Source organism: Sandaracinobacteroides hominis, assembly GCF_016464365.1.
Lineage (GTDB): Bacteria > Pseudomonadota > Alphaproteobacteria > Sphingomonadales > Sphingomonadaceae > Sandaracinobacteroides > Sandaracinobacteroides hominis.
Map to the genome: position 1 here is coordinate 164,505 of NZ_JADCUC010000002.1, position 20,318 is coordinate 184,822.

The 20,318-nt window shown below is 66.2% G+C and carries 18 protein-coding genes; 4 read left to right on the forward strand and 14 right to left on the reverse strand.

Annotation, left to right across the window (positions count from 1 at the left end; translation table 11 throughout):
* Positions 1-109 precede the first annotated feature (109 nt).
* Complete coding sequence (locus IM784_RS05415; protein WP_199554293.1) at positions 110-697, forward strand: urate hydroxylase PuuD; 588 nt, start codon at positions 110-112, stop codon at positions 695-697.
* A gap of 388 nt (positions 698-1,085) precedes the next feature.
* On the opposite strand, the gene IM784_RS05420 is transcribed toward IM784_RS05415, so the two are convergent.
* From IM784_RS05420 to IM784_RS05450, 7 genes are all read right to left on the reverse strand, one after another.
* The gene (locus IM784_RS05420) at positions 1,086-1,277 is read right to left on the reverse strand and encodes a hypothetical protein (RefSeq protein ID WP_199554294.1); all 192 of its coding nucleotides are present in this window, start codon (positions 1,275-1,277) and stop codon (positions 1,086-1,088) included.
* 132 nt (positions 1,278-1,409) lie between these two features.
* Complete coding sequence (locus IM784_RS05425) at positions 1,410-2,204, reverse strand: LytR/AlgR family response regulator transcription factor (protein WP_199554295.1); 795 nt, start codon at positions 2,202-2,204, stop codon at positions 1,410-1,412.
* A complete protein-coding gene (locus tag IM784_RS05430) occupies positions 2,201-3,367 on the reverse strand; it encodes a sensor histidine kinase (protein ID WP_199554296.1) in 1,167 nt (388 codons plus the stop codon). The genes IM784_RS05425 and IM784_RS05430 overlap by 4 nt, the downstream gene beginning before the upstream one ends.
* Positions 3,368-3,378: 11 nt before the next feature.
* A complete protein-coding gene (holA, locus tag IM784_RS05435; protein ID WP_199554297.1) occupies positions 3,379-4,407 on the reverse strand; it encodes a DNA polymerase III subunit delta in 1,029 nt (342 codons plus the stop codon).
* A complete protein-coding gene (gene lptE / locus IM784_RS05440; protein WP_199554298.1) occupies positions 4,404-4,886 on the reverse strand; it encodes an LPS assembly lipoprotein LptE in 483 nt (160 codons plus the stop codon). Before lptE ends, holA begins: the two co-directional genes overlap by 4 nt.
* Positions 4,883-7,417 (reverse strand): leucine--tRNA ligase, encoded by a 2,535-nt coding sequence (gene leuS, locus IM784_RS05445; RefSeq protein ID WP_199554299.1) that lies wholly within the window; start codon positions 7,415-7,417, stop codon positions 4,883-4,885. Before leuS ends, lptE begins: the two co-directional genes overlap by 4 nt.
* Before the next feature lies 1 nt (position 7,418).
* The gene (locus tag IM784_RS05450) at positions 7,419-7,889 is read right to left on the reverse strand and encodes a DUF3576 domain-containing protein (protein ID WP_408015281.1); all 471 of its coding nucleotides are present in this window, start codon (positions 7,887-7,889) and stop codon (positions 7,419-7,421) included.
* A gap of 451 nt (positions 7,890-8,340) precedes the next feature.
* Here IM784_RS05450 and IM784_RS05455 point away from each other — a divergent pair, with 451 nt between their 5' ends.
* Complete coding sequence (locus IM784_RS05455) at positions 8,341-9,069, forward strand: hypothetical protein (protein ID WP_199554301.1); 729 nt, start codon at positions 8,341-8,343, stop codon at positions 9,067-9,069.
* A gap of 177 nt (positions 9,070-9,246) precedes the next feature.
* On the opposite strand, the gene ptsP is transcribed toward IM784_RS05455, so the two are convergent.
* The 3 genes from ptsP to IM784_RS05470 are packed head-to-tail and all read right to left on the reverse strand — an operon-like array spanning position 9,247 to position 13,759.
* Positions 9,247-11,514 carry a phosphoenolpyruvate--protein phosphotransferase gene (ptsP, locus tag IM784_RS05460; RefSeq protein WP_199554302.1) on the reverse strand — a complete coding sequence of 756 codons (2,268 nt, stop codon included), beginning with the start codon at positions 11,512-11,514 and terminating at the stop codon, positions 9,247-9,249.
* On the reverse strand, positions 11,514-12,542 hold the full coding sequence (locus IM784_RS05465; RefSeq protein WP_328799456.1) for an NAD(P)H-dependent flavin oxidoreductase: 1,029 nt from the start codon (positions 12,540-12,542) through the stop codon (positions 11,514-11,516). The genes ptsP and IM784_RS05465 overlap by 1 nt, the downstream gene beginning before the upstream one ends.
* Complete coding sequence (locus IM784_RS05470; protein ID WP_199554303.1) at positions 12,539-13,759, reverse strand: aspartate kinase; 1,221 nt, start codon at positions 13,757-13,759, stop codon at positions 12,539-12,541. Before IM784_RS05470 ends, IM784_RS05465 begins: the two co-directional genes overlap by 4 nt.
* 329 nt (positions 13,760-14,088) lie before the next feature.
* Between IM784_RS05470 and IM784_RS05475 the strand changes: the two genes are divergently transcribed.
* The gene (locus IM784_RS05475; protein WP_199554304.1) at positions 14,089-15,624 is read left to right on the forward strand and encodes a 2-isopropylmalate synthase; all 1,536 of its coding nucleotides are present in this window, start codon (positions 14,089-14,091) and stop codon (positions 15,622-15,624) included.
* Between the two features lie 201 nt (positions 15,625-15,825).
* Here the strand turns inward: IM784_RS05475 and IM784_RS05480 are convergent, their stop codons facing one another.
* From IM784_RS05480 to mutL, 4 genes are all read right to left on the reverse strand, one after another.
* Positions 15,826-16,287 carry an MliC family protein gene (locus tag IM784_RS05480; RefSeq protein ID WP_199554305.1) on the reverse strand — a complete coding sequence of 154 codons (462 nt, stop codon included), beginning with the start codon at positions 16,285-16,287 and terminating at the stop codon, positions 15,826-15,828.
* Between the two features lie 12 nt (positions 16,288-16,299).
* Positions 16,300-16,611 carry an MliC family protein gene (locus IM784_RS05485; protein WP_199554306.1) on the reverse strand — a complete coding sequence of 104 codons (312 nt, stop codon included), beginning with the start codon at positions 16,609-16,611 and terminating at the stop codon, positions 16,300-16,302.
* A 9-nt stretch (positions 16,612-16,620) separates the two neighbouring features.
* Entirely contained in the window at positions 16,621-16,953 is a 333-nt protein-coding gene (locus IM784_RS05490) for an MliC family protein (protein WP_199554307.1), read from the reverse strand.
* A 190-nt stretch (positions 16,954-17,143) separates the two neighbouring features.
* The gene (gene mutL / locus IM784_RS05495; RefSeq protein WP_199554308.1) at positions 17,144-18,913 is read right to left on the reverse strand and encodes a DNA mismatch repair endonuclease MutL; all 1,770 of its coding nucleotides are present in this window, start codon (positions 18,911-18,913) and stop codon (positions 17,144-17,146) included.
* A 299-nt stretch (positions 18,914-19,212) separates the two neighbouring features.
* Here mutL and IM784_RS05500 point away from each other — a divergent pair, with 299 nt between their 5' ends.
* Positions 19,213-20,259, forward strand: a complete 1,047-nt coding sequence (locus tag IM784_RS05500) for a rod shape-determining protein (RefSeq protein ID WP_328799457.1) — start codon at positions 19,213-19,215, stop codon at positions 20,257-20,259.
* Positions 20,260-20,318: the final 59 nt, after the last annotated feature.

Genomic DNA, 20,318 nt, shown 5'->3' on the forward strand with positions numbered 1-20,318 from the left:
GGGAAGTTATTGAAGTGATTGCAACCGTTTCATCTTGCGGGCATGATTCGGTGATCAACCGGCAAGATAGCCGACCAAAAAAGCCCAAAGTGGGAAGAGGGGACTTCGCATGGCGAAAATTCTGGCAAACCTGAACTATGCGCTGCTGCTGGGCGTCATTCTGCTGCTGGTGGTGGCCTTTGGCTTCCACGCAGAGGCGCTGCAGACGGGGGTGCATTACGCCAATGGCATCTTCCGCTTCCTGCATGTGCTGTGCGGCATCATGTGGATCGGGCTGCTCTACTACTTCAACTTCGTGCAGATCCCGACCATGCCGAAGGTTCCGGCCGAGCTGAAGCCGGCGGTTTCGAAGTTTATCGCGCCCGAAGCGCTTTTCTGGTTCCGCTGGGCTGCGGCCTTCACCGTGCTGACGGGGCTGATCGTGGCGATGCTGTCGGGCTATCTGATCGAGGCGCTGACGTTGCAGCCGGGGGGCCGGGTGATCGGGCTGGGCATGTGGCTGGCGCTGATCATGGCCTTCAACGTGTGGTTCGTGATCTGGCCGAACCAGAAGAAGGCGCTGGGGATCGTGGAGGTGGATGCCGACACCAAGGCGAAGGCAGCGACGACGGCGATGCTGTTCAGCAGGACCAACACGGTGCTGAGCCTGCCGATGCTCTATTGCATGGTGACGCAGGGGTGGCTTGGGGGGGTGTAGCGGCCGACGTTTTTGGCGTAGCCGAACACGCGAGTCCGCGAAACCCCGGCCGGCGGGGCGGCGGGAAAAACCCGCCGAACCCGTCCGACGAGCGGGCTTTGCCCGCAATCTCGCTTTCTGACTGCTCCAAACGGACTCGGCGGCTTTGCCGCCGGCCGTGCCTCTCCACACCGGCCTGTTGGAGATTTACCTGGGCAAACTTCACAAACTTCACACTGACTCCTGCGCATATGCGCTGGCGCCTGCGAGCGCGCGCGTAGCGAAGAGGACTTGTGTAGGACAGGGGAAAATGCGGGTTGGTTTGATGCCTGCATTTGGATGTGGTGGCATAAATCGGGGTATGTAGGACAGGCTGATGTTACGGCTGCTTGCGCCACAATAGCGGAAGTTACCGGTCATCCGGAGAGGGCAGCGGGATAAGCACCTGTGACACGGTCGACGCGCAATCGTTCAACCGCTCATAGCTGACGTCATGGAAAACCAGCTTGACCTTGAAGCGATCTGTTTCAACGGTTGCTGAAAACATAAGTCGCTGCAGTCGATCTGACCATGCAGCAGCGGCGGGATCATCTTCAATCACCTCAAAGCCCGGATAAGGCCCGGATTGCTTCCTAAGTTGAGCAAACCGCGCGGAGGTTTGTGTGCGCGCCGCAATGGGCCCCGGATCAAGTCCGGGGCGACATATATATCGGTAAGGGCGACTTGGCGTTGGCTAAAGAAACCGAGCCACCACATCGCGATAAGAGCGCGACACCTTCACCGTCGCCCCAGACGCCAGCGTTAGGAAGCATTCCCCATTCGTATGCGGCTTCACCTGCCTGACATTGTCCAGGTTGACGATGGTGGAGCGGTGCACGCGCTGGAACTTGCGCGGGTCCAGCCGGCGCTCCAGGTCCTTCATCGTTTCGCGCAGGATCAGTGTCTGGTCGGCGGTGGTGAGGCACATATAGTCGCCGGCGGCGTCGATCTTCTCGATGGTGTCGACATCGACGCGGAAGATCTGGCCCTGATCCTTGACGTTGATGATGCGCTCGAAGCGATCCGAGGCAGGCTCGCTGGCGGGTTGCAGGGTGGAGACCGATTCCGGGTCCATCTCGGCGAGCTTGGCGGCGAGGCGCTCGGCCTCTTCGCTCATGCGCTTCTCCTGCAGACGCAGGCGGACGCGCTCGATCGTCTGGGCGAGGCGCTCGGATTCGACCGGCTTCATCAGATAGTCGACGGCCTGCGCTTCGAAGGCGCGGATGGCGTGATCGGAATAGGCGGTGACGAAGACGAACAGCGGCGGCGTAATGTCGGCGAGCGCCGAGACGACCGAGAAGCCGTCGAACCCGGGCATCTGCACGTCGAGGAAGACGAGGTCGGGTTTTTCGGTGCGGATGGCACGGATGGCTTCGCGGCCGTTCATCGCGCGGCCGACGATTTCGATATCGCTGAACGGCTGCAGCCGGAGTTCGAGTCCCTGGACGGCCAGATGCTCGTCATCGACAAGCAGGGTGCGGATATTCATGTCACGACCTCATAATTCGGCCCGGCGAGGCTGTCGTGCCGGGCGGAATCGGCCGGCGTGACGATCTGCAGCGGGAGCTCGATCAGTGCGAGTACTCCCGGACCCTTTGCCAGACCGGCTTGAACGAGGGGTGAACTGCCGTTGTTCAGGATCTCGAAGCGCTGGTCGTCGCCATAGGCCTGCGCCAGGCGTTCGCGGATGTTGGCGAGGCCGACACCGGTGCCTTCCGGATTGGGCCGGTTCTCGCCGACGCCGGGGCCGGTATCGGCAACGGAGAGCTCCAGACGGTCGCCCAGGCGGCGGGCGGTGATCCAGATATCGGCGCCTTCCTCCAGCGGGGTGACAGCATATTTGACGGCGTTTTCCACCAGCGGCTGCAGCAGCAGCGAGGGCATGCGGGCGTTCACGACCTCCGGGGCGATGTCGAAGCGGGTGCGCAGACGATCCTCGAAGCGGGTGCGCTCGATTTCGAGATAGAGTTTCAGCGCTTGCACCTCCTGCGCGACCGTTGCCTGCCCCTCGCGTTCGCCGACGAGGCTGTAGCGGAGGAAGGAGGAAAGACGGGAAAGCATGGTGTTCGCCTTCTCGGTTTCGGCGAGGAGGACGAGGGTGCTGATCGAGTTCAGCGTGTTGAAGAGGAAGTGCGGGTTGATCTGGTAGCGCAGCATTTCCAGCTGTGCGGCGTTCGCCTGCGCCGACATGCGCTCAAAGCGTTCGGCCTGTTCATCGAGCATCAGATAATAGTTGATGCCATAGTAGAGGCCGGTCCAGGCACCGAGGATGGCGAGCGTGAGCAGGATGGCGCCGAAGAATTCTATGCCCTCCGGCCGCCAGCCCGGTTCGTAGAAGGTGGCGTGCGCCCAGACCTCTATCGCGGAGAAGAGGATGGCGGCGCCGACGACGATCAGGGAGGTGAGCGACCAGGCCCAAATCGGCTTCTTGCGGATGGCGGAGCGATAGGCCCAGGCCATCAGCAGGGTGATGGAGAAGCCGGTGACGGTGACGAGGATGGTGGGCAGGATGAAGGTGATGCCCATGCGGTTGGCGAGGCCGCCCAGCGAGCGGAGCAGGAAATAGCCTGCCCAGCCGCCGATCTGGAGGGTCCAGAAAGCGCGGTTCTTGTCTGCGAAGAAACCTCGGGTTGCGGGTATGGGGGCTGCCATCAATCCGAAATCTAAGCGCTTTCGGCGCCCATTCCAAGCCGGACGATTGCCTGCCAGCCTGCGGGCTCTCCGGGGCCGCCTGCGGTCTTGATCGCGCGCTCGCCTTCCAGCATCGCCGCCTGTGCGGCACGGATGCGGCGCATGGGCCAGTCGGATAGGGCGGCGGCGAAGGCATCGGCCTCTTTCCAGAACACCGGCGGGCGCAGGCCCTTTACCGCTGCCTGCGGCGATGCGCCGCCATCGACGGCGCTGCGGGCATCGGCAAGCTGCATCAGCTTGCGGGAGAGGGCGCGGAGTGCGGGGATGGAGCTGGTGCCGTTGAGCAGGCGGAGCTGGCGCTCGGCGGCGCGGCGGTCTCCGGTGACGACCGCAAAGACGAGGGCGTTCATGTCTTCCTCGGCGCTGTCGGCGCCGAGCAGGGCGAGGTGGGTGCGATCGAGCGTCTTCGGCTTCGCGGGTGTCGCGCCCAAGTAGATGGCGAACTTTTCCAGCTCTGCCGAGAGGATGCGCGGATCGTTGTCGGAGAGGGCGATCAGGCGCTGGGCGGCGGCGGGTTCGATGCGCAGGCCCTGTTCGCGGGCGCGGTCGGCCAGCATCGCCCCCATGGAGCGGGCGTCGGGTTCGTAGGAAAGGACGGCGAGGGCGAGGGGGGATTGATCGGCGAGGGCGCGCAGGCTGCTGGTCCTGGAGAGGTCTCCGGCGACGATCACCACGGGGTTTCCGGCGGCGGCGGATTCCAGCAGCAGCTTGACGGCCGGGGTGGCGAAATCGGTTGCGCCCTCGACGCGGATGACGCGGCGGCCGCCGAACATGGAGACCGAGGCGGCTTCGTCGGCAAGCTTGCCGGGGTCGGAGCGCAGTTCCTCGTTGGAGAATTGCGTGACCGCCATCGGATCGGCGGGGTCTGCGAGCGCTTTCAAGGCTTCGCGGGCGAGCTCGGCACTCTCGCCTTCGCCCTTGCCGTGGAACAGCAGCAGGCGATGGGAGCCGTCCCAGCGGGCGAGCGCGCGCTGGATATCGGCGCGCTTTACGGCTGTCATCTGGTGGCCGTACTGCCCATGAGCGCGAGGCGGGCCACGATCTGGTCGGCTATGTCGCGCGAGAGGCGCTCGACCGCGGTGGCTTCGGCGGCGACGACTGCATATTCGGAGGAGACGACATCGATGCCGGCATCGGCGACGGCGGTGGTATCCAGCAGCACCTTATCGGTGCCGATTTCGACCAGGCGATAGCGGGCGCGCAAGGTGCGGCGTTCGCGGATGATCGAGTTGTCGCCGCGGACGCCGAAGCCGATGATGTCGTCATCCAGGACGACGTCCAGCCGATAGCGCGCGACTTCGGAGGCGGGCATGCGTTGCAGCAGCCGGTCGCGGACCAGGAATCCGGTCTTTTCCGGGATCGGCGAGACTTCGATGGCGCCGAGCGTCGTCTGAGCGCCGCCGGTATTGCCGCCGGAATAGACCGGCTGCAGGCTGCAGGCCGCCAGAAGCAACAGCAGGAAGGGGGCGAGGATCCTCACAGGACGATGTTCACCAGCCGGTCGGGCACGACGATCACCTTCTTCGGCGTCGCGCCATCTACCAGCGCTGCGATCTTCGGCAGCGCCATGACCATGGTTTCCGTCTCGGCGCGGTCGAGGCCCTTGGCCAGCAGCACGGTTTCACGCAGCTTGCCATTTACCTGCACGGCGTAGGTGACCTCCGCGTCGACGAGCAGGGCCGGATCGGCGACGGGCCAGGGCGCGTCGGCGATGAGGGTGGTTTCGCCGAGCAGCGCCCAGGCTTCTTCGGCGATGTGCGGCACCATCGGCGCGACGAGCCGCAGCAGGGTCTTCGCGGCATCGGCGCGGGCAGCGGAGGGCGCGGCCTTTTCGATGGCGTTGGCGAGTTCATAGGCGCGGGCGACGGCCTTGTTGAACTGCAGCTTGTCGAGATCCTGGGTGATGCCGTCGATCGTCTTGTGCAGCTGGCGCGTGAGAGATTCATCGGCGCCTTGCGCGCTGTCGCGGGCCAGCAGGGCGATGCGCCACAGGCGGTTCACGAAGCGGTGCGCGCCCTCGATGCCGGCAAGCGACCAGGCGAGGTCGCGCTCGGGCGGGCTGTCGGAGAGCATGAACCAGCGCACCGCGTCGGCGCCATAGCGATCGAGGATGGCGTCGGGATCGACGACATTCTTCTTCGACTTCGACATCTTTTCCGTGCGGCCGATTTCTACGGACAAGCCCGTGGCGACTTCGATGGCGGTGTCGCCGCGCTTTTCGATTGCCGTCGGCTCCAGCCATTGGCCCTCGGAGCCCTTGTAGGTCTCGTGCGTGACCATGCCTTGCGTGAACAGGCCGCGGAACGGTTCCTTGACGTCGATCTTGCCGATGCTGGCCAGCGCGCGGGTGAAGAAGCGGCTGTAGAGCAGGTGCAGGATCGCATGTTCGATGCCGCCGATATATTGCGCGACCGGCAGCCAGCTTTCGGCCTCGGCCTTGTCGAAGGGTTTGTCGGCGGGCTGGCTGGCGAAGCGGATGAAATACCAGCTGCTGTCGACGAAGGTGTCGAGCGTGTCTGTTTCGCGCCGGGCGGGCTTGCCGCATTTCGGGCAATCGACGTTGCGCCAGGTGGGGTGGCGGTCGAGCGGGTTGCCGGGGCGATCGAAGGTGACGTCTTCCGGCAGCACGACGGGGAGGTCGGCCTTGGGGACGGGAACCGTGCCGCAATCCTCGCAGTGGATGATCGGGATGGGGGTGCCCCAATAACGCTGGCGGGAAATTCCCCAGTCGCGCAGGCGGAACACGGTGGTGCCCTCGCCCCAGCCGCCGGATTCGGCGCGGGCGATGACGGCGGCCTTCGCGGCCTCGACCTCCATGCCGTTCAGGAATTCGGAATTGATGAGCTTGCCGGGGCCGGTATAGGCCTCATCGGCGATCGGCACGCTTTCGTCGCCGGGAAGGGCGACCACCCGCGGCACGGGCAGCGCATATTTGCGGGCGAAGTCGAGGTCGCGCTGATCGTGCGCCGGGCAACCGAAGATGGCGCCGGTGCCATATTCCATCAGCACAAAATTGGCGATGAAGACGGGCAGGCGGCGGGTTGCATCCAGCGGATGCACAACCGAGAGGCCCGTGTCGAAGCCGAGCTTTTCGGCGGTTTCGAGCTCGGCGGCTGCCGTGCCGGTGGTGCGGCACTGGTCGATGAAGGCGGCTGCAGCGGGTTGCGCGGCGGCGATGGCCTGCGCCAGCGGGTGATCCACGGAGACGGCGGCGAAGCTGGCGCCGTACAGCGTGTCGGGGCGAGTGGTGAAGACTTCGAAGCTGGCCGGAGCCGAACCGGGATCTTCCACATCGAAGCGGAAGCGCAGGCCCTTCGACTTGCCGATCCAGTTTTCCTGCATCAGACGCACCTTTTCCGGCCACTGGTCCAGCGTGGCGAGATCGGCTGCCAGTTCCTCGGCAAAGGCGGTGATGCGGAAGAACCATTGGGTCAGCTTGCGGCGTTCGACCAGCGCGCCGGAGCGCCAGCCGCGGCCGTCGATCACCTGCTCGTTGGCGAGCACGGTGTTGTCGACCGGATCCCAGTTCACATAGGCTTCGCGGCGATCGACCAGCCCGCCTTCCAGCAGGTCGAGGAAGAGCGCCTGTTCGTGGCCGTAATAGTCGGGCTCGCAGGTGGCGAGTTCGCGCGACCAGTCGATGGCGAGACCAAGGCGCTTCAGCTGCGCACGCATGGCGGCGATGTTGGCGCGGGTCCAGTCGCCGGGATGCACACCGCGCTCCATGGCGGCGTTCTCGGCGGGCATGCCAAAGGCATCCCAGCCCATCGGGTGCAGCACGGCATGGCCCTGCATGCGCCGTGCGCGGGCCAGCACGTCGCCCATGGTATAGTTGCGCACATGGCCCATGTGGATGCGCCCTGATGGATAGGGGAACATCTCCAGCACCATGGTCTTTGGCTTGTTTGAAGCGCTGTCGGCGCGGAACAGGCCGCCCGTTTCCCAGCGGGCCTGCCATTTCACATCAGCGGCTGCCGAATCGAAGCGGCTCGCTTCCACGGTGTCTGTCATTTCAGTTTCGGGCGAGCGAGGCCTGGCGCAGCGTGCGGGCCTTTTCGAGGATGATTTCCTCCAGCCGCTGCACGGTGCCGGCGCGGACGGGGGCCGCCGCCCACTGGCCGTTGGTCATGACTTCGCGCTGGGCCGAAACCTGCACGGCGTCGGCGCGCAGCGCGCCGTCCAGGATGGCGACGGTCACCTTGACGCGCTCACCGGGGACGGCTGCATTCTGATACCAGTCTCCGACGATGACGCCGCCGGCTGAATCGACCTGCGCGAGCGGCATGAACTGCATCGTCTCCAGGCTGGCGCGCCAGAGGTAGGAATTGACGCCGATGGTCTGCACCGATTGCTGTTCGGCAAGCGCCTTTGGACTGCTTTTCTTGCCGCCACAGCCGGCCAGCAGCACGGCGCCCGAAACAAGGGCCAGGGCAAGAGCGGCGCTGAAGGGAGTGCGCGATTGGCTGTTGGATCCGTCGGTCAAGCGATGCTCCGTCTGTGGGCACTGGATATTTGGGCACAAGTGTTTCGGCCGTCTGCCGGCCATATCTCCAGCGGGCGGCCATACAGGGCGGCAGGCGGTCAACGCAACTGCTGCTTGCTTTGCGCAATCCGCCACGCGCGATGACCGTCCTGCGGACAAGGCTTGGAGGGGCGCAGCGGAACGGGCGATGAACGAACAGATTGCGATTGTCTTGAATTACACAATTCGGCAAAGGCGGATCGGTTAATCCGGGCGCAACGATTTGTGGGTCAAAAGCCACACACGCCGGCAAATGCCGGAAGGGATTCAAATTCAGGCCTTTTTCCTGCGACAAAGCGTGGGATTCTGGCGTCGGTTGAGCTAACAGTTGGGGGCTATGCACTACGAGTCCGAGTCTTTTCTGCAGCTTAGGAGGTCCTTCAAGGGCCTTGCGCTTCTGTGCGCCGCTGCGGTGGCGGGATTCGGCGCTGTGGATGCGCAGGCGGCGGTGCAGACGGCCGGGCAATCAACGGGACAGAAAAGCCGGCTGGTGCCGCAGGTGACGACCGACACGGAGGCCGCCGGTTTCCGCATGAAGTCGCAGCAACTGGCAATCCAGCCGATCAACCTGGATGTCACGCGCTTTGCCTTCACGGCGCCTGGCCGCGTTGCCTCCACCAAGGTGCAGACAGTCGAGCGCAGCTTTACCTTCACGCCGTCGCGTTCGGCGAAGGGCGTATCGGTCGGCATGACGACCCGCACGGTCGCGGCGGGCTCTGCGGAACGGACCGCGGCTGCCGATCCTTCGATCGGCCTGGCGCCTGGCGGCTATAATTTCGATCTCTCGGTCGGCTATCGCGGGCTTTCCGTGTCGGGCGGCGTCAGCCGCGTTGACGCCGGTATCGGCGGTCTTGGCGCCGGGCGCACCCGCGAAGGTGTCGATGTTGGCCTGGGCTATGGCCAGCGCAACTGGAAGGCGGGCCTGCTCGCTTCGGCGGAGCGTGATTCGGCTTATCTGGTGCCGCGCGCCGGCTCGCCGGATCCGCGCTATGCGCTGGAAGCCCGCGGAGCCGTGGCGCTGTCTCCGGCGATTTCGGTGGGCGGCAGCCTGCGCTATCGGCTGGCGCCTGAGAACCCGACGCCTCTGGATCCGAACAAGGATGATCGGGCTGTGATGCTCGGCGGGGCCGTCGCTTTCTAAGCTGAAGGCGGCTTTGATTGGCGCGCAGCGCCAACTCAAAGACTCGCCGCAAGCTCGGCCGGCTGAGCGATGGCTCTCCAGCCATCGCCAGTCCGACGAGTCGGGCTTTGCCCGACCTTCTTTCTTCTATTGGCTGATGAATCGAAGCGGGCTCGCGGGCTTCGCCCGCGGCGGCGCTTAGTCCAGCCGAATTCCCTGCCGCTCGGCCAGCACTGTCAGTTCCCGCCGGATATCGCAGCCGGGTGTTGCCAGCCAGTCCGCCATCGCCATGCGCAGCGGCGCCAGCTCGGCCGAGCGCACCATTGCCTTCACCGGGCCGATGGCCGCGGGCGTGATCGACAGCCGCTTTACCCCCAGCGCCATCAGCGCCAGCGCCTCCAGCGGGCGACCGCCCATTTCGCCGCAGACGCTGACGGAAACGTCGGCCGCGTTGGCCTGATCGACGACCAGCTTCAGATAGCGCAGCACGCCGCGAGACAGCCAATCGTAGCGATCGGCGAGCTTCGGGTTGCCGCGGTCGGCCGCAAGCAGGAATTGCGTGAGATCGTTGGTGCCGATGGAGAGGAAATCGAGGTGCGGCAGCAGCTCGTCGAGAACCATCGCCAGTGCCGGGACTTCCAGCATGGCGCCGAAGCGGACATGCGCGGCGTGGGGCAGGCCGGCCCTTGCCAGCCGTTCGCGGCGTTGCTCGACGATGCGGCGGGCTTCCTGGAACTCCCAGGGTTCGGCCACCATCGGGAACATGAGGTTCAGCGTGCGGCCGGCGGCTGCCTCGAGAAGGGCGCTGGACTGCGCGGCCATCAGGCCGGAGCGCGCGAGTGCCAGGCGCAGCGCCCGCCAGCCCATCGCCGGGTTTTCCTCCCGCTCGCCCTTTTCCTCGACATAGGGGACGGCCTTGTCGCCGCCGATGTCGACGGTGCGGAACACCACCGGGCGGTCGCCGGCGGCCTCCAGCACGTCGCGATAGAGCGCCACCTGCCGGCCCTTGCGCGGCAGGGTTGCGGAGACGAGGAACTGGAATTCGGTGCGGAACAGGCCGATGCCGTCGGCGTTGGTCAGTTCCAGGGCTGGCAGATCGGAGCGGAGCCCTGCGTTCATCATCAGCTCGATTCGGACGCCGTCCAGGCTGGTGGCGGGCAGGTCGCGCAGCTTCTCGAACTCCGCCTGCTTCTTTGCGCGGAGTGCCGTCTGGGCCGAGAAACTGTCGATCACCGCCTGTGGCGGGCGGACGAACAGGGCGCCGGCGCTGGCATCCAGCAGCAGCGGATCGCCCTCTGCCACCTGCGCCCGCAGATCCCTGGCGCGGCCGAGCATGGGAATGCCCATTGCGCGGGCAAGGATGGTGACATGCGCCGTCAGCGAGCCTTCCTCCAGCGCGACACCGACCAGCTGGCGGCGGTCATACTCCAGCAGCTCGGCCGGGCCGAGGTTGCGGGCGATGAGGATGGCGGGCTCGGTGAGACCGCGCTCGGCCGCCGTGCCGGACTGGCCGGAGACGATGCGGATCAGGCGGTTGGAGAGGTCTTCCAGGTCATGCAGGCGTTCGCGCAGATAGGGGTCAGCCGCCGAACCCAGCTTGATGCGCTGTGCCTGTGCGACTGCCTCGATCGCGGCCTCGGCCGTCAGGCCGCCGTCGATGCCGTCGTTGATGCGGCGCGCCCAGCCCTCGTCTAGGGCGAACATCTTGTAGGTTTCGAGGATTTCGTCGTGGTCGCCGGGGCCGGCGAATTCGGCGCGGGTGACCATCGTGTCGATGTCTTCGCGCATGCGGGTGAAGGCGGCCTTCAGCCGTTCGCGCTCCACCTCTGCATCTTCGGCGACGGTGTTGGTGATGACGACGCGCGGCTCGTGATAGACGGCGACACCGCGCGCCATGCCGTCGACCAGTTTGAGTCCGGCGATGCGGATCGGAGAGGTGTCGCGCGGGGCGCGCGGGGCGGCGGCCTGGTCGTCGACGAGGCCGGCCGCGGCGATCAGCTCGGCCAGCACCATGGCGACCGTCTGCAGCGCCTCGATCTCCACATCGTCATAGTCGCGCGGCCGCATGTGCTGAACGGCGAGCACGCCGACGGTGCGCTCGCGGCGGATAATGGGAACGCCGGCAAAGCTGTGGAAACGTTCTTCACCGGTTTCGGGGCGGTAGGCGAAGCGCGGGTGGGCGCTGGCTTCGGCGAGGTTCAGCGGCTCGCGGCTTTCGGCGATGGTGCCGACAAGGCCCTGCCCGAAGGCGAGGCGGGTGACGTGGACGGCCTGCTGCTTCAGGCCGCGCGTGGCGAACAGCTCCAGCATCCCCTCGCGCAGGAGATAGATGGAGGCGACTTCGGATTCGAGCGCACCGGCGATCAGCACGGCGACCTGGTCCAGCTTGGACTGGGTCGGCGTGCGGGCCGCCATGACGTCGTGGAGCCGGCGCAACAGCTCCCGTGCGCCGGATCCCGGCGGCATTAAGCGGCGCTTGCCGGAGCGCGGCTGGTGAGAACCGCCTCCGCCTCGGTCACCAGTTCGTCGATGATGGTCTGGACGCTTTCCTCGGAGCTGACCATGCCGACCGACTGGCCGGCCATGACCGAGCCGTTCTCGACGTCGCCGTCGATCACCGCGCGGCGAAGCGCGCCTGCCCAGTAATGCTCGATGTCGAGCTGGGCGACGGCGAGCTCGACTTCGCCGCGCTCCAGCCGCCCGGCGACTTCGCGCTGTTTTTCCATGAAGGCCTCGGTGCCGGCATTCTTCAGCGCCCGCACCGGGATGACGGGGAGGCGCGGATCGAACTGCACGGAGGCCACCGCATCGCGCGCGGCGGCGCGGATGAACATCTTCTTGAAGTTCGGATGGGCGATGGATTCCGCCGATGCGGCAAAGCGGGTGCCCAGCTGTACGCCCGACGCGCCCATTTCCAGCATCGCGGCGATGCCCGAGCCACGGCCGAGGCCGCCGGCGGCAAAGATGGTGGCGTCGGGAAGGGCGGGCAGGATTTCCTGCGCCAGCACGGCGAGGCTGACGGGGCCGATATGGCCGCCTGCCTCGGAGCCTTCGATCACCAGCGCGTCGGCGCCGGAGCGCAGCAGCTTGCGGGCGAAGGCGAAGTTCGGCGCGAAGGCGACGACTTTCGCGAATTCCTTGATGGCGGCGATGGCGGGCCCGGGCGGCACGCCACCCGCCAGCACCACATGCGTCACCCCTTGCGCGCGGCAGACCCCGATCAGGTCCATCAGCTGCGGGTGCATGGTGATGAGGTTCACGCCGAAGGGCTTTTGCGTCATCGCCTTGGTGGCGGCGATTTCGCCCTGCAGCAGTTCGGGCGACATCGCCCCGCAGGCGATCACGCCGAAGCCGCCGGCGTTGGAGATGGCGGAGACGAGATTGCGCTCGGACACCCAGCTCATCGCGCCCGCCATGATGGCGTGGCGGGTGCCGAGGAAGGCGCGGCCCCGAGCTGTGAGGCGGTCCAGATTAGGGCTGGCGGTATCCGTCACGCAGCTGCGTCCAGACCGTAGGCGGTGTGCAGCACGCGGACCGCGAGCTCCAGATACTCCTCGGCGATCAGCACGCTGATCTTGATTTCCGACGTGGTGATGGCGAGCACGTTGATGCCGCGGTCGGCGAGGGCACGGAACATGGTGACGGCTACGCCGGCGTGGCTGCGCATGCCGACGCCGACGACAGAAATCTTCACCACGCTGTCGTCGGTCACCAGCTTGGCATAGCCTATGGCTTCGGCGTTCGCTTCCAGCACGGTGCGCGCGCGCGCCAGTTCCGTGCGCGGCACGGTGAAAGTGACGTCGGTCGCCTGTTCGTTGGCGATGTTCTGCACGATCATGTCGACGTTGATGTTGGCGTCGGCCAGCGGGCCGAAGATGGCGGCGACGATGCCGGGACGATCCGGCACGGCGCCGATCGTCACCTTGGCTTCGTTGCGGTCGTAAGCGACGCCGGCGATCAGTTCCTGTTCCACGACTTCATCCTCATCCACTACCATCGTACCGGGCTCGTCGGAGAAGCTCGACAGCACCTGCACGCGTACCTTTTCCTTCATCGCCAGTTCGACCGAGCGCGTCTGCAGCACCTTGGCGCCGACGGAGGCGAGTTCCAGCATTTCCTCATAGGTGATCTTGCCGAGCTTGCGGGCGCGCGGGACGATGCGCGGGTCCGTCGTGAAGACGCCCTCCACATCGGTGTAGATATCGCAGCGGTCGGCCTTGAGTGCGGCGGCTACCGCCACGGCCGAGGTGTCGGAGCCGCCACGGCCCAGCGTGGTGACGCGGTTCGCATCCGTCAGGCCCTGGAAGCCGGGGATCACGGCGACTTCGCCGCTTTCCATCGCCGTGAGCAGCGCTTTGGTATCCACATCCAGGATGCGCGCCTTGCCGTGCGCCTCGGAGGTGGAAATCGGCAGCTGCCAGCCGAGCCACGAGCGGGCGCGCAGGCCCATCGACTGCAGCACGATGGCAAGGAGGCCGGAGGTCACCTGTTCACCCGAGGCGACGACCACATCATATTCGGCCGGATCGGCGAGCGGCGAGGCTTCGCGGCAGAAGCCGACGAGGCGGTCGGTTTCGCCGGCCATCGCGGAAACGACGACGGCCACGCGGTTGCCGGCCTCCACTTCGCGTTTCACCCGTGCGGCCACGCCCCGGATCCGCTCGATGCCGGCCATGGAAGTGCCGCCGAATTTCATCACGATACGTGCCATGGGGTCTGTGGGGCCGTCCTCAACTTGTGTGCCTGTGGCGTGTGGTCACGGCTATTAGGGAGAGGGCGCGCCGTTGACAACGGCGGAGGGCATTGTGCGCAGCAATCTTGCACGGCTGCCCCAGGTTTTTCGCCGGAAAGCGGCACGTCGCTTTACAGCGGCGCAGCGGCGATGATAAGGGCGGCGGCATATGTGCTCGAAGGCCATTCTCAGCCTGCTTCGACTTACGCGCCCTTAGGCGCGTGCTTCCGGCCGTCTGCGGCCGTGCCTGACGCGTCTAAGGGTGGATGAAACCAAACCCCTTTGATTTTACGCGAACGAGGCATGCCATGAGCCAGAACCAGATCCTGATTTTCGACACCACGCTGCGAGACGGCGAGCAGTCACCCGGCTGTTCGATGAACCTCGAGGAAAAACTGCGCGTCGCAGCGCAGCTGGAGGCGCTGGGCGTCGACATCATCGAGGCGGGCTTTGCCATCGCCTCCGAAGGCGACTTCGAGGCCGTCCACGCCGTTGCCGGCCAGTGCGAGAAGGCGATTGTCGCCAGCCTCGCCCGGGCGGCGCGGGCCGATATCGAGCGTGCGGGTGCAGCGCTGAAGCCGGCGAAGCGGCCGCGCATCCACACCTTCATCGCGACGTCGCCGCTGCACATGCAGGTGAAGCTGAACAAGTCGCCCGAGCAGGTGCTGGAATCGATCCGCGAGTCCGTGTCGCTGGCGCGCAACCTGGTGGACGATGTGGAATGGTCTGCCGAGGACGCCACGCGCAGCGAGCCGGACTTTCTGGCGCGAGCGATTGAAACCGCGATCAAGGCCGGGGCGCGCACCATCAATTTGCCCGACACGGTCGGCTATGGCACGCCGGAAACCTATGGCGCGATGTTCCGCGACATGATCGGCCGGGTGCCGAACGCCGATCAGGCGGTGTTCTCCACGCATTGCCACAATGATCTGGGCCTGGCCGTCGCCAATACGCTGGCGGCGGTGGCGGCGGGCGCGCGGCAGGTCGAATCGACCATCAACGGCATCGGCGAGCGCGCCGGCAACGCCGCGGTCGAGGAAATCGCCATGGCGCTGAAGGTGCGGCATGACGTGCTGCCCTATCGCACCGGCATCGTTTCCACCGAGATCACCCGCGCGTCGCGGCTGATTTCGGCGGTGACGGGGATGCATGTGCAGCCGAACAAGGCGATCGTCGGCGCGAATGCCTTTGCGCACGAGAGCGGCATCCATCAGGACGGGATGCTGAAGGACTCGTCCACCTATGAGATCATGACGCCGGAATCGGTGGGACAGGGCCATAGCTCGCTGGTGCTGGGCAAGCATTCGGGGCGGGCGGCGTTCAAGGACAAGCTCTCGCAGCTGGGCTATGATCTGGCCGACAATGAATTCCTGGATGCGTTCAAGCGCTTCAAAGATCTGGCCGACGCCAAGAAGCAGGTGTTCGACGAGGATATCGTGGCGCTGGTGGATGACGAGGTGCTGCGCGGGCACGACCGCATTCAGGTGACCGAAGTGGAAGTCTATTGCGGCTCGAACGGGCCGCAGCGGGCGATCCTGACCTTGAACATCGACGGCGAGGAAGTGACGGCTGCCACCAGGGGCAACGGCCCGGTGGATGCGCTGTTCAACGCGGTGCGCAAGCTGGTGCCGCATGATGACGCTTCGTTGCAGTTGTATGAGGTTTCGGCGGTGACGGCCGGTACCGATGCGCAGGCAGAAGTCAGCGTGGTGCTGGCGGAGAATGGCCGTACGGTGCGCGGTGTTGGGGCGCACAACGATACGCTGGTGGCGTCCGCGCGGGCTTATGTGAATGCGCTGAACAAGCTGGTGGTGAAGCGGGGCAGGTCGGCGCTAGCCGCCTGAGGCGGCCGCAGCCTGGAGGAGGATTGCGCAGCAATCGTCTGAAGGTCTGCGGACTCGCCGGCTCCCGGCCCGGCCGGCCGAGCGGCGGGTCTCTACCCGCCGCCGGTTCGACGAATCGCGGCTTTGCCGCGATTGCCTTTCTCTATCCTGTTTTGGCGCACGGACTCGCGCGGCTTTGCCACGCGGCCGTGCCTTCGCGTCCTAGTCCAATTTACACTTCGCGGTCGCCATCATCCCGACGTTCATCTGCAGCTCTTCGCCCTTGCCCTGGATCGTGGTCGGGCCGCTCTGATATTTGAAACCGGAGGCCGTGGGCACCGACTGCATTTCCAGATTCTGCCCGCCGCGCACCAGCACCGCGATGCCCTGGTCGGGGAAGAAGCGCAGCTCGATCTTCTCGTCATTGTCGCATGTCCAGGTGCCACGCGAGACCCTGGTCGGCTCGGCCATGCCGATCTTTTCGGCTGCTGCCTTTGCCTCTGCCAGTTGCGCCGGGGTGGAGCGATCCGGCGGAATCTCCGGCGCTGCGGGCATGGCAGCCTCGGCAGCTGGTGTGACCGGCGCGGTTGTCTCTGCCGGCGCGGCGGGATCGGCAGGCTTTTCGGCCGGCTTGCAGGCGGCGAGCAGGCCGCACAGGGCCAGCAGGGGCAGGGATGCACGCATCGACATTTCCTCCTATTTCATCACGCAGCTGATCTGGCCTGCCGGGCCGGTGATCTGCAACTGCTTGCCGTTGCCCATGATCTGGGTGCTGGGGTTCTGGTAGATGAAGCCCGAGCGTGTGGCCTGCCGGCCCATGACCTGCTGCTGGCCGTTCATCACCAGCGTCGCCGTGCCGGCACCGTTGTCGAACGTCACTTGTGCGGACTGGGTCCCGCACAGATAATCGAACGTGCCCTGCATGCGGGCTTCCCGCGTGTTGGGCGCGGACGGGGTGGTGGCGCAGGCCGCCAGTGCCGCCAGCGGCGCGAGCAAGAGGATCCGCATGATTTCCTCCTAGATGGCGGTGCAGTTGGTGGCGGCCATATTGCCCACCGTCATCGTCATCCGCAGCCGGTCTTCCTGGACGCGCAGCACGGTGTGGGCGCCGATATAGAGGAAGCCCGGAGGCGAGGACTGCTGCTGCAGCTCGATATTCTGGCCGCCGCGCACCAGCGTGCCGACACCCTGCTGCGGGAAGTAGCGCACCGTGACCTGCTCGCCGTTGGTGCAGCTGTAGTTGACGCGCATTTCGGCCGGCGCCTGCTGCATCGGCGGGGGTGGCGGCGGAGGCGGTGGCGGTGGCGCCTTGGGCGCACAGGCAGCGATCAGCAGAAGTGCGCCCGTCAACGCCGCGCGAGATGTGGATTTCCCTGTCATGCAACCGTCTCCCCTATTGGATTGCGTGTGGGGAGCATGGGCCGCTTGGGCAGTCAGCGTCAACCACTTAGCTGTTCATTTGACCGTTCAGGCCTGCGGCGGACTACCGCCGGCGCGCAGTCGCGCTTGCGGCGATCGGAACCGATCACCGCAATTCAAGTCAGCGCCGATGAAACAGCTTCTCCAGCTCGTCCTTGGTGAGCCGGAGGAAGGTTGGGCGACCGTGGTTGCAGGTGCCGCTGGCGGGGACGGCCTCCATCTGCCGGAGGAGGGCGTTCATTTCCGCGAGGCTGAGCGCGCGTCCGGCGCGGACACTGCCGTGGCAGGCGATGGTGGCAGCGACATGGTCGAGGCGGTCGGTGAGGGAGCGGGTGCTGCCCCCCTCGGCCAGTTCGTCGGCCAGATCGGCGAGCAGTGGCGGCAGGGCGGGCTTGCCCAGCGCGGCGGGGACCGAGCGGACCAGCAAGGCGTCGTCGCCGAAGCGTTCGAGTTCGAGGCCCAGGTTGGCGAGTTCGGCGGTAGCTTCCTGCAACCGGTCGCAGGCGGCGGGATCGAGCTGGACGACTTCGGGGATCAGCAGCGGCTGGGCGATGGGTGCGTCGCCGGCGCGGCCGCGCATCGCCTCCAGCACCAGCCGTTCGTGGGCGGCGTGCTGATCGACCAGCACCAGCGCATCGACGGTTTCGGCGACGATATAGGCGTTGGCGACCTGCCCGCGGGCGACCCCCAGAGGGAATTGCGGCGCTTCGGTTGGGAGGGTCGCGGCATAGGGCACGAGCGGCGAATCGGGGGCGCGGCCTGCGGGCGGCGACCAGGCTGGTTGAGCTTCCCGCGCCAGCACGCCGGGTGGCGGCGCACGGAAGAAGCCGGGCGTCTGCGGTTGCGGTGCGGCGAAGGCTTCGGCGAGCGCGGTGCTGGCGGCGGCTACCGGGCGGATGCCGGCAGTGTCCAGCGCCTGCCGGACGGCGGAGATGAGGCTGCCGCGGATGCGAGGCGATTCGCGGAAGCGGACTTCGGTTTTTGCCGGGTGGACGTTCACATCGACGTCGTCGCTGGGGAGCGTCAGGAAGATCGCCGCCATGGCGTGGCGGCCGGCGGGCAGGCGCTCGGCATAGGCGCCGCGCAGCGCCCCCACCAGCAGCTTGTCCTTTACCGGGCGTCCGTTGACGAACAGATATTGCTGTTCCGACGTGGAGCGGCTGGCGGCCGGGAGGCCGGCGAGGCCGCCGATGGTGAGGTCATCCCGGACGAAATCCACCGGGACCATGTCCGCACTGTCGTTGAGCAGGCGCGCTACGCGGCGGGCGAGGCCGGGGACCCCCGGCTCGGCTTCGGCGGCGACATCCAGCAGCCGGCGGCCTTCGTGGGTGAGCAGGAAGGAAACGCCGGGGTGGGCCATCGCCAGCCGGCGGACGGTGTCGGCGACGGCGCCGATCTCGGTGCGGGGGGATTTCAGGAACTTCGCACGCGCCGGAATGCGGGCGAACAGCCCTTCGACGGTGATTCGGGTGCCGTGCGGAATGCCGGCCGGGCCGTCGAACAGGATTTCGCCGGCATCCAGCGCGATCCGCCAGCCCGATTCAGAATTTGCCGTTCGGCTTTCCAGCGTGAAGCGGGAGACGGAGGCGATGGCCGGCAGCGCCTCGCCGCGAAAGCCGAAGCTGTGGATGGCGAGGAGATCGTCGTCAGGGAGCTTGGAGGTTGCGTGGCGCTCCAGCGCCAGACGCATGTCTTCCGGGTTCATCCCATGGCCGTCGTCAACTATCTGGATTCGCTGGGTTCCGTCGCCGGAGAGATGCACCTCCACCCGGCTCGCCCCGGCATCCAGGCTGTTCTCGGCCAGCTCCTTCACCACCGAGGCGGGGCGTTCCACCACTTCGCCGGCCGCGATGCGGTCGACGAGGTGGGAGGGGAGGCGGCGGATCGGCATCAGGGGGATCGTCTCGCACCGCACGCCGGCCGTCGCAAGTCTGGAAACAACTCATCGGAAATGGAGCGGTTTGGGCTTTTCCGGCACGGCTTGTGCCTTGCGCCCCCGGCAGTGACCGCTTATGCGCGTGGGTTAATCCGCAACAATGTCCTGGCCGTGGACTGGGCGGGGCCTTCCGCCCGAACATGCGCCGGTTTGCCCGGCCAGGCTGGGTGGCGGCCTTCCAGTGCAAGTGCGGCAAGGTCGGTGCGGTGCACCGGAAACGGTGTCTCGCACCAGAAATAAGGTCTGCCAAAGACGTGAACTTCTTCAATCGTATCTTCGGTTTCCTCAGCCAGGACATGGCGATCGATCTCGGCACCGCAAACACCCTCGTCTATGTGCGCGGGCGCGGAATTGTCCTCAACGAACCTTCCGTGGTGGCGATGGAAACGGTGAACGGCCGTCGGGGCGTGAAGGCCGTCGGCAACGACGCCAAGCTGATGATGGGCAAGACGCCGGGCAATGTCGAGGCCATCCGGCCGCTGCGCGACGGCGTGATCGCCGACATCGAAGTCGCCGAAGACATGATCAAATATTTCATCGCCAAGGTGCATGGTCGCTCCAACTGGCTGCCTTCGGGGCCCGAGATCGTGATCTGCGTGCCGTCGGGCTCCACCCCTGTCGAGCGCCGCGCCATCCGCGATGCCGCCAACAATGCCGGCGCTTCGCAGGTGCACCTGATCCTGGAACCGATGGCGGCCGCGATCGGCGCCGGCATGCCGGTGACGGAACCGATCGGATCGATGGTGGTCGATATCGGCGGCGGCACCACCGAGGTTGCGGTGCTGTCGCTGCGCGGGCTTGCCTATACCACCAGCGTCCGTGTCGGCGGCGACAAGATGGACGAAGCCATCGTCAACTATGTCCGCCGAAACCATAACCTGCTGATCGGCGACGCAACGGCCGAGCGGATCAAGAAGGAAATCGGTACCGCGCTACCGCCTGTCGACGGCATCGGCACCACGGTGGAGATCAAGGGCCGCGACCTTGTGAACGGCGTGCCGAAGGAAATCACGATCAACCAGGGGCAGATCGCCGACGCGCTTTCGGAACCGGTTTCGCAGATTGTCGAATCGGTGCGGCTGGCGCTGGAAAACACCGCGCCGGAACTGGCGGCCGACATCGTCGACCAGGGCATTGTCCTTACCGGCGGCGGTGCGCTGCTGGGCAGCATCGACGAGGCGCTGCGGCAGGCGACGGGGCTTCCCGTCACCATCGCCGAAGATCCGCTTTCCTGCGTGGCGCTGGGAACCGGCCGCGCGCTGGAAGATCCGGTCTATCGCGGCGTGCTGCAAGGGGCGTGAATCCGGACCGGATGACGCCCTGCTTTCCGCTTCCTGACCCCGCCGCGCGGAGTTGACCG

What these genes read in the sequence shown, in the direction of transcription:
- IM784_RS05415 (WP_199554293.1), top strand. Translation starts at nt 110, where the DNA reads ATGGCGAAAATTCTGGCAAACCTGAACTATGCGCTGCTGCTGGGCGTC.
- IM784_RS05425 (WP_199554295.1), bottom strand. Translation starts at nt 2,204, where the DNA reads ATGAATATCCGCACCCTGCTTGTCGATGACGAGCATCTGGCCGTCCAG.
- IM784_RS05430 (WP_199554296.1), bottom strand. Translation starts at nt 3,367, where the DNA reads ATGGCAGCCCCCATACCCGCAACCCGAGGTTTCTTCGCAGACAAGAAC.
- holA (WP_199554297.1), bottom strand. Translation starts at nt 4,407, where the DNA reads ATGACAGCCGTAAAGCGCGCCGATATCCAGCGCGCGCTCGCCCGCTGG.
- leuS (WP_199554299.1), bottom strand. Translation starts at nt 7,417, where the DNA reads ATGACAGACACCGTGGAAGCGAGCCGCTTCGATTCGGCAGCCGCTGAT.
- ptsP (WP_199554302.1), bottom strand. Translation starts at nt 11,514, where the DNA reads ATGCCGCCGGGATCCGGCGCACGGGAGCTGTTGCGCCGGCTCCACGAC.
- IM784_RS05470 (WP_199554303.1), bottom strand. Translation starts at nt 13,759, where the DNA reads ATGGCACGTATCGTGATGAAATTCGGCGGCACTTCCATGGCCGGCATC.
- IM784_RS05475 (WP_199554304.1), top strand. Translation starts at nt 14,089, where the DNA reads ATGAGCCAGAACCAGATCCTGATTTTCGACACCACGCTGCGAGACGGC.
- IM784_RS05480 (WP_199554305.1), bottom strand. Translation starts at nt 16,287, where the DNA reads ATGCGTGCATCCCTGCCCCTGCTGGCCCTGTGCGGCCTGCTCGCCGCC.
- IM784_RS05485 (WP_199554306.1), bottom strand. Translation starts at nt 16,611, where the DNA reads ATGCGGATCCTCTTGCTCGCGCCGCTGGCGGCACTGGCGGCCTGCGCC.
- mutL (WP_199554308.1), bottom strand. Translation starts at nt 18,913, where the DNA reads ATGCCGATCCGCCGCCTCCCCTCCCACCTCGTCGACCGCATCGCGGCC.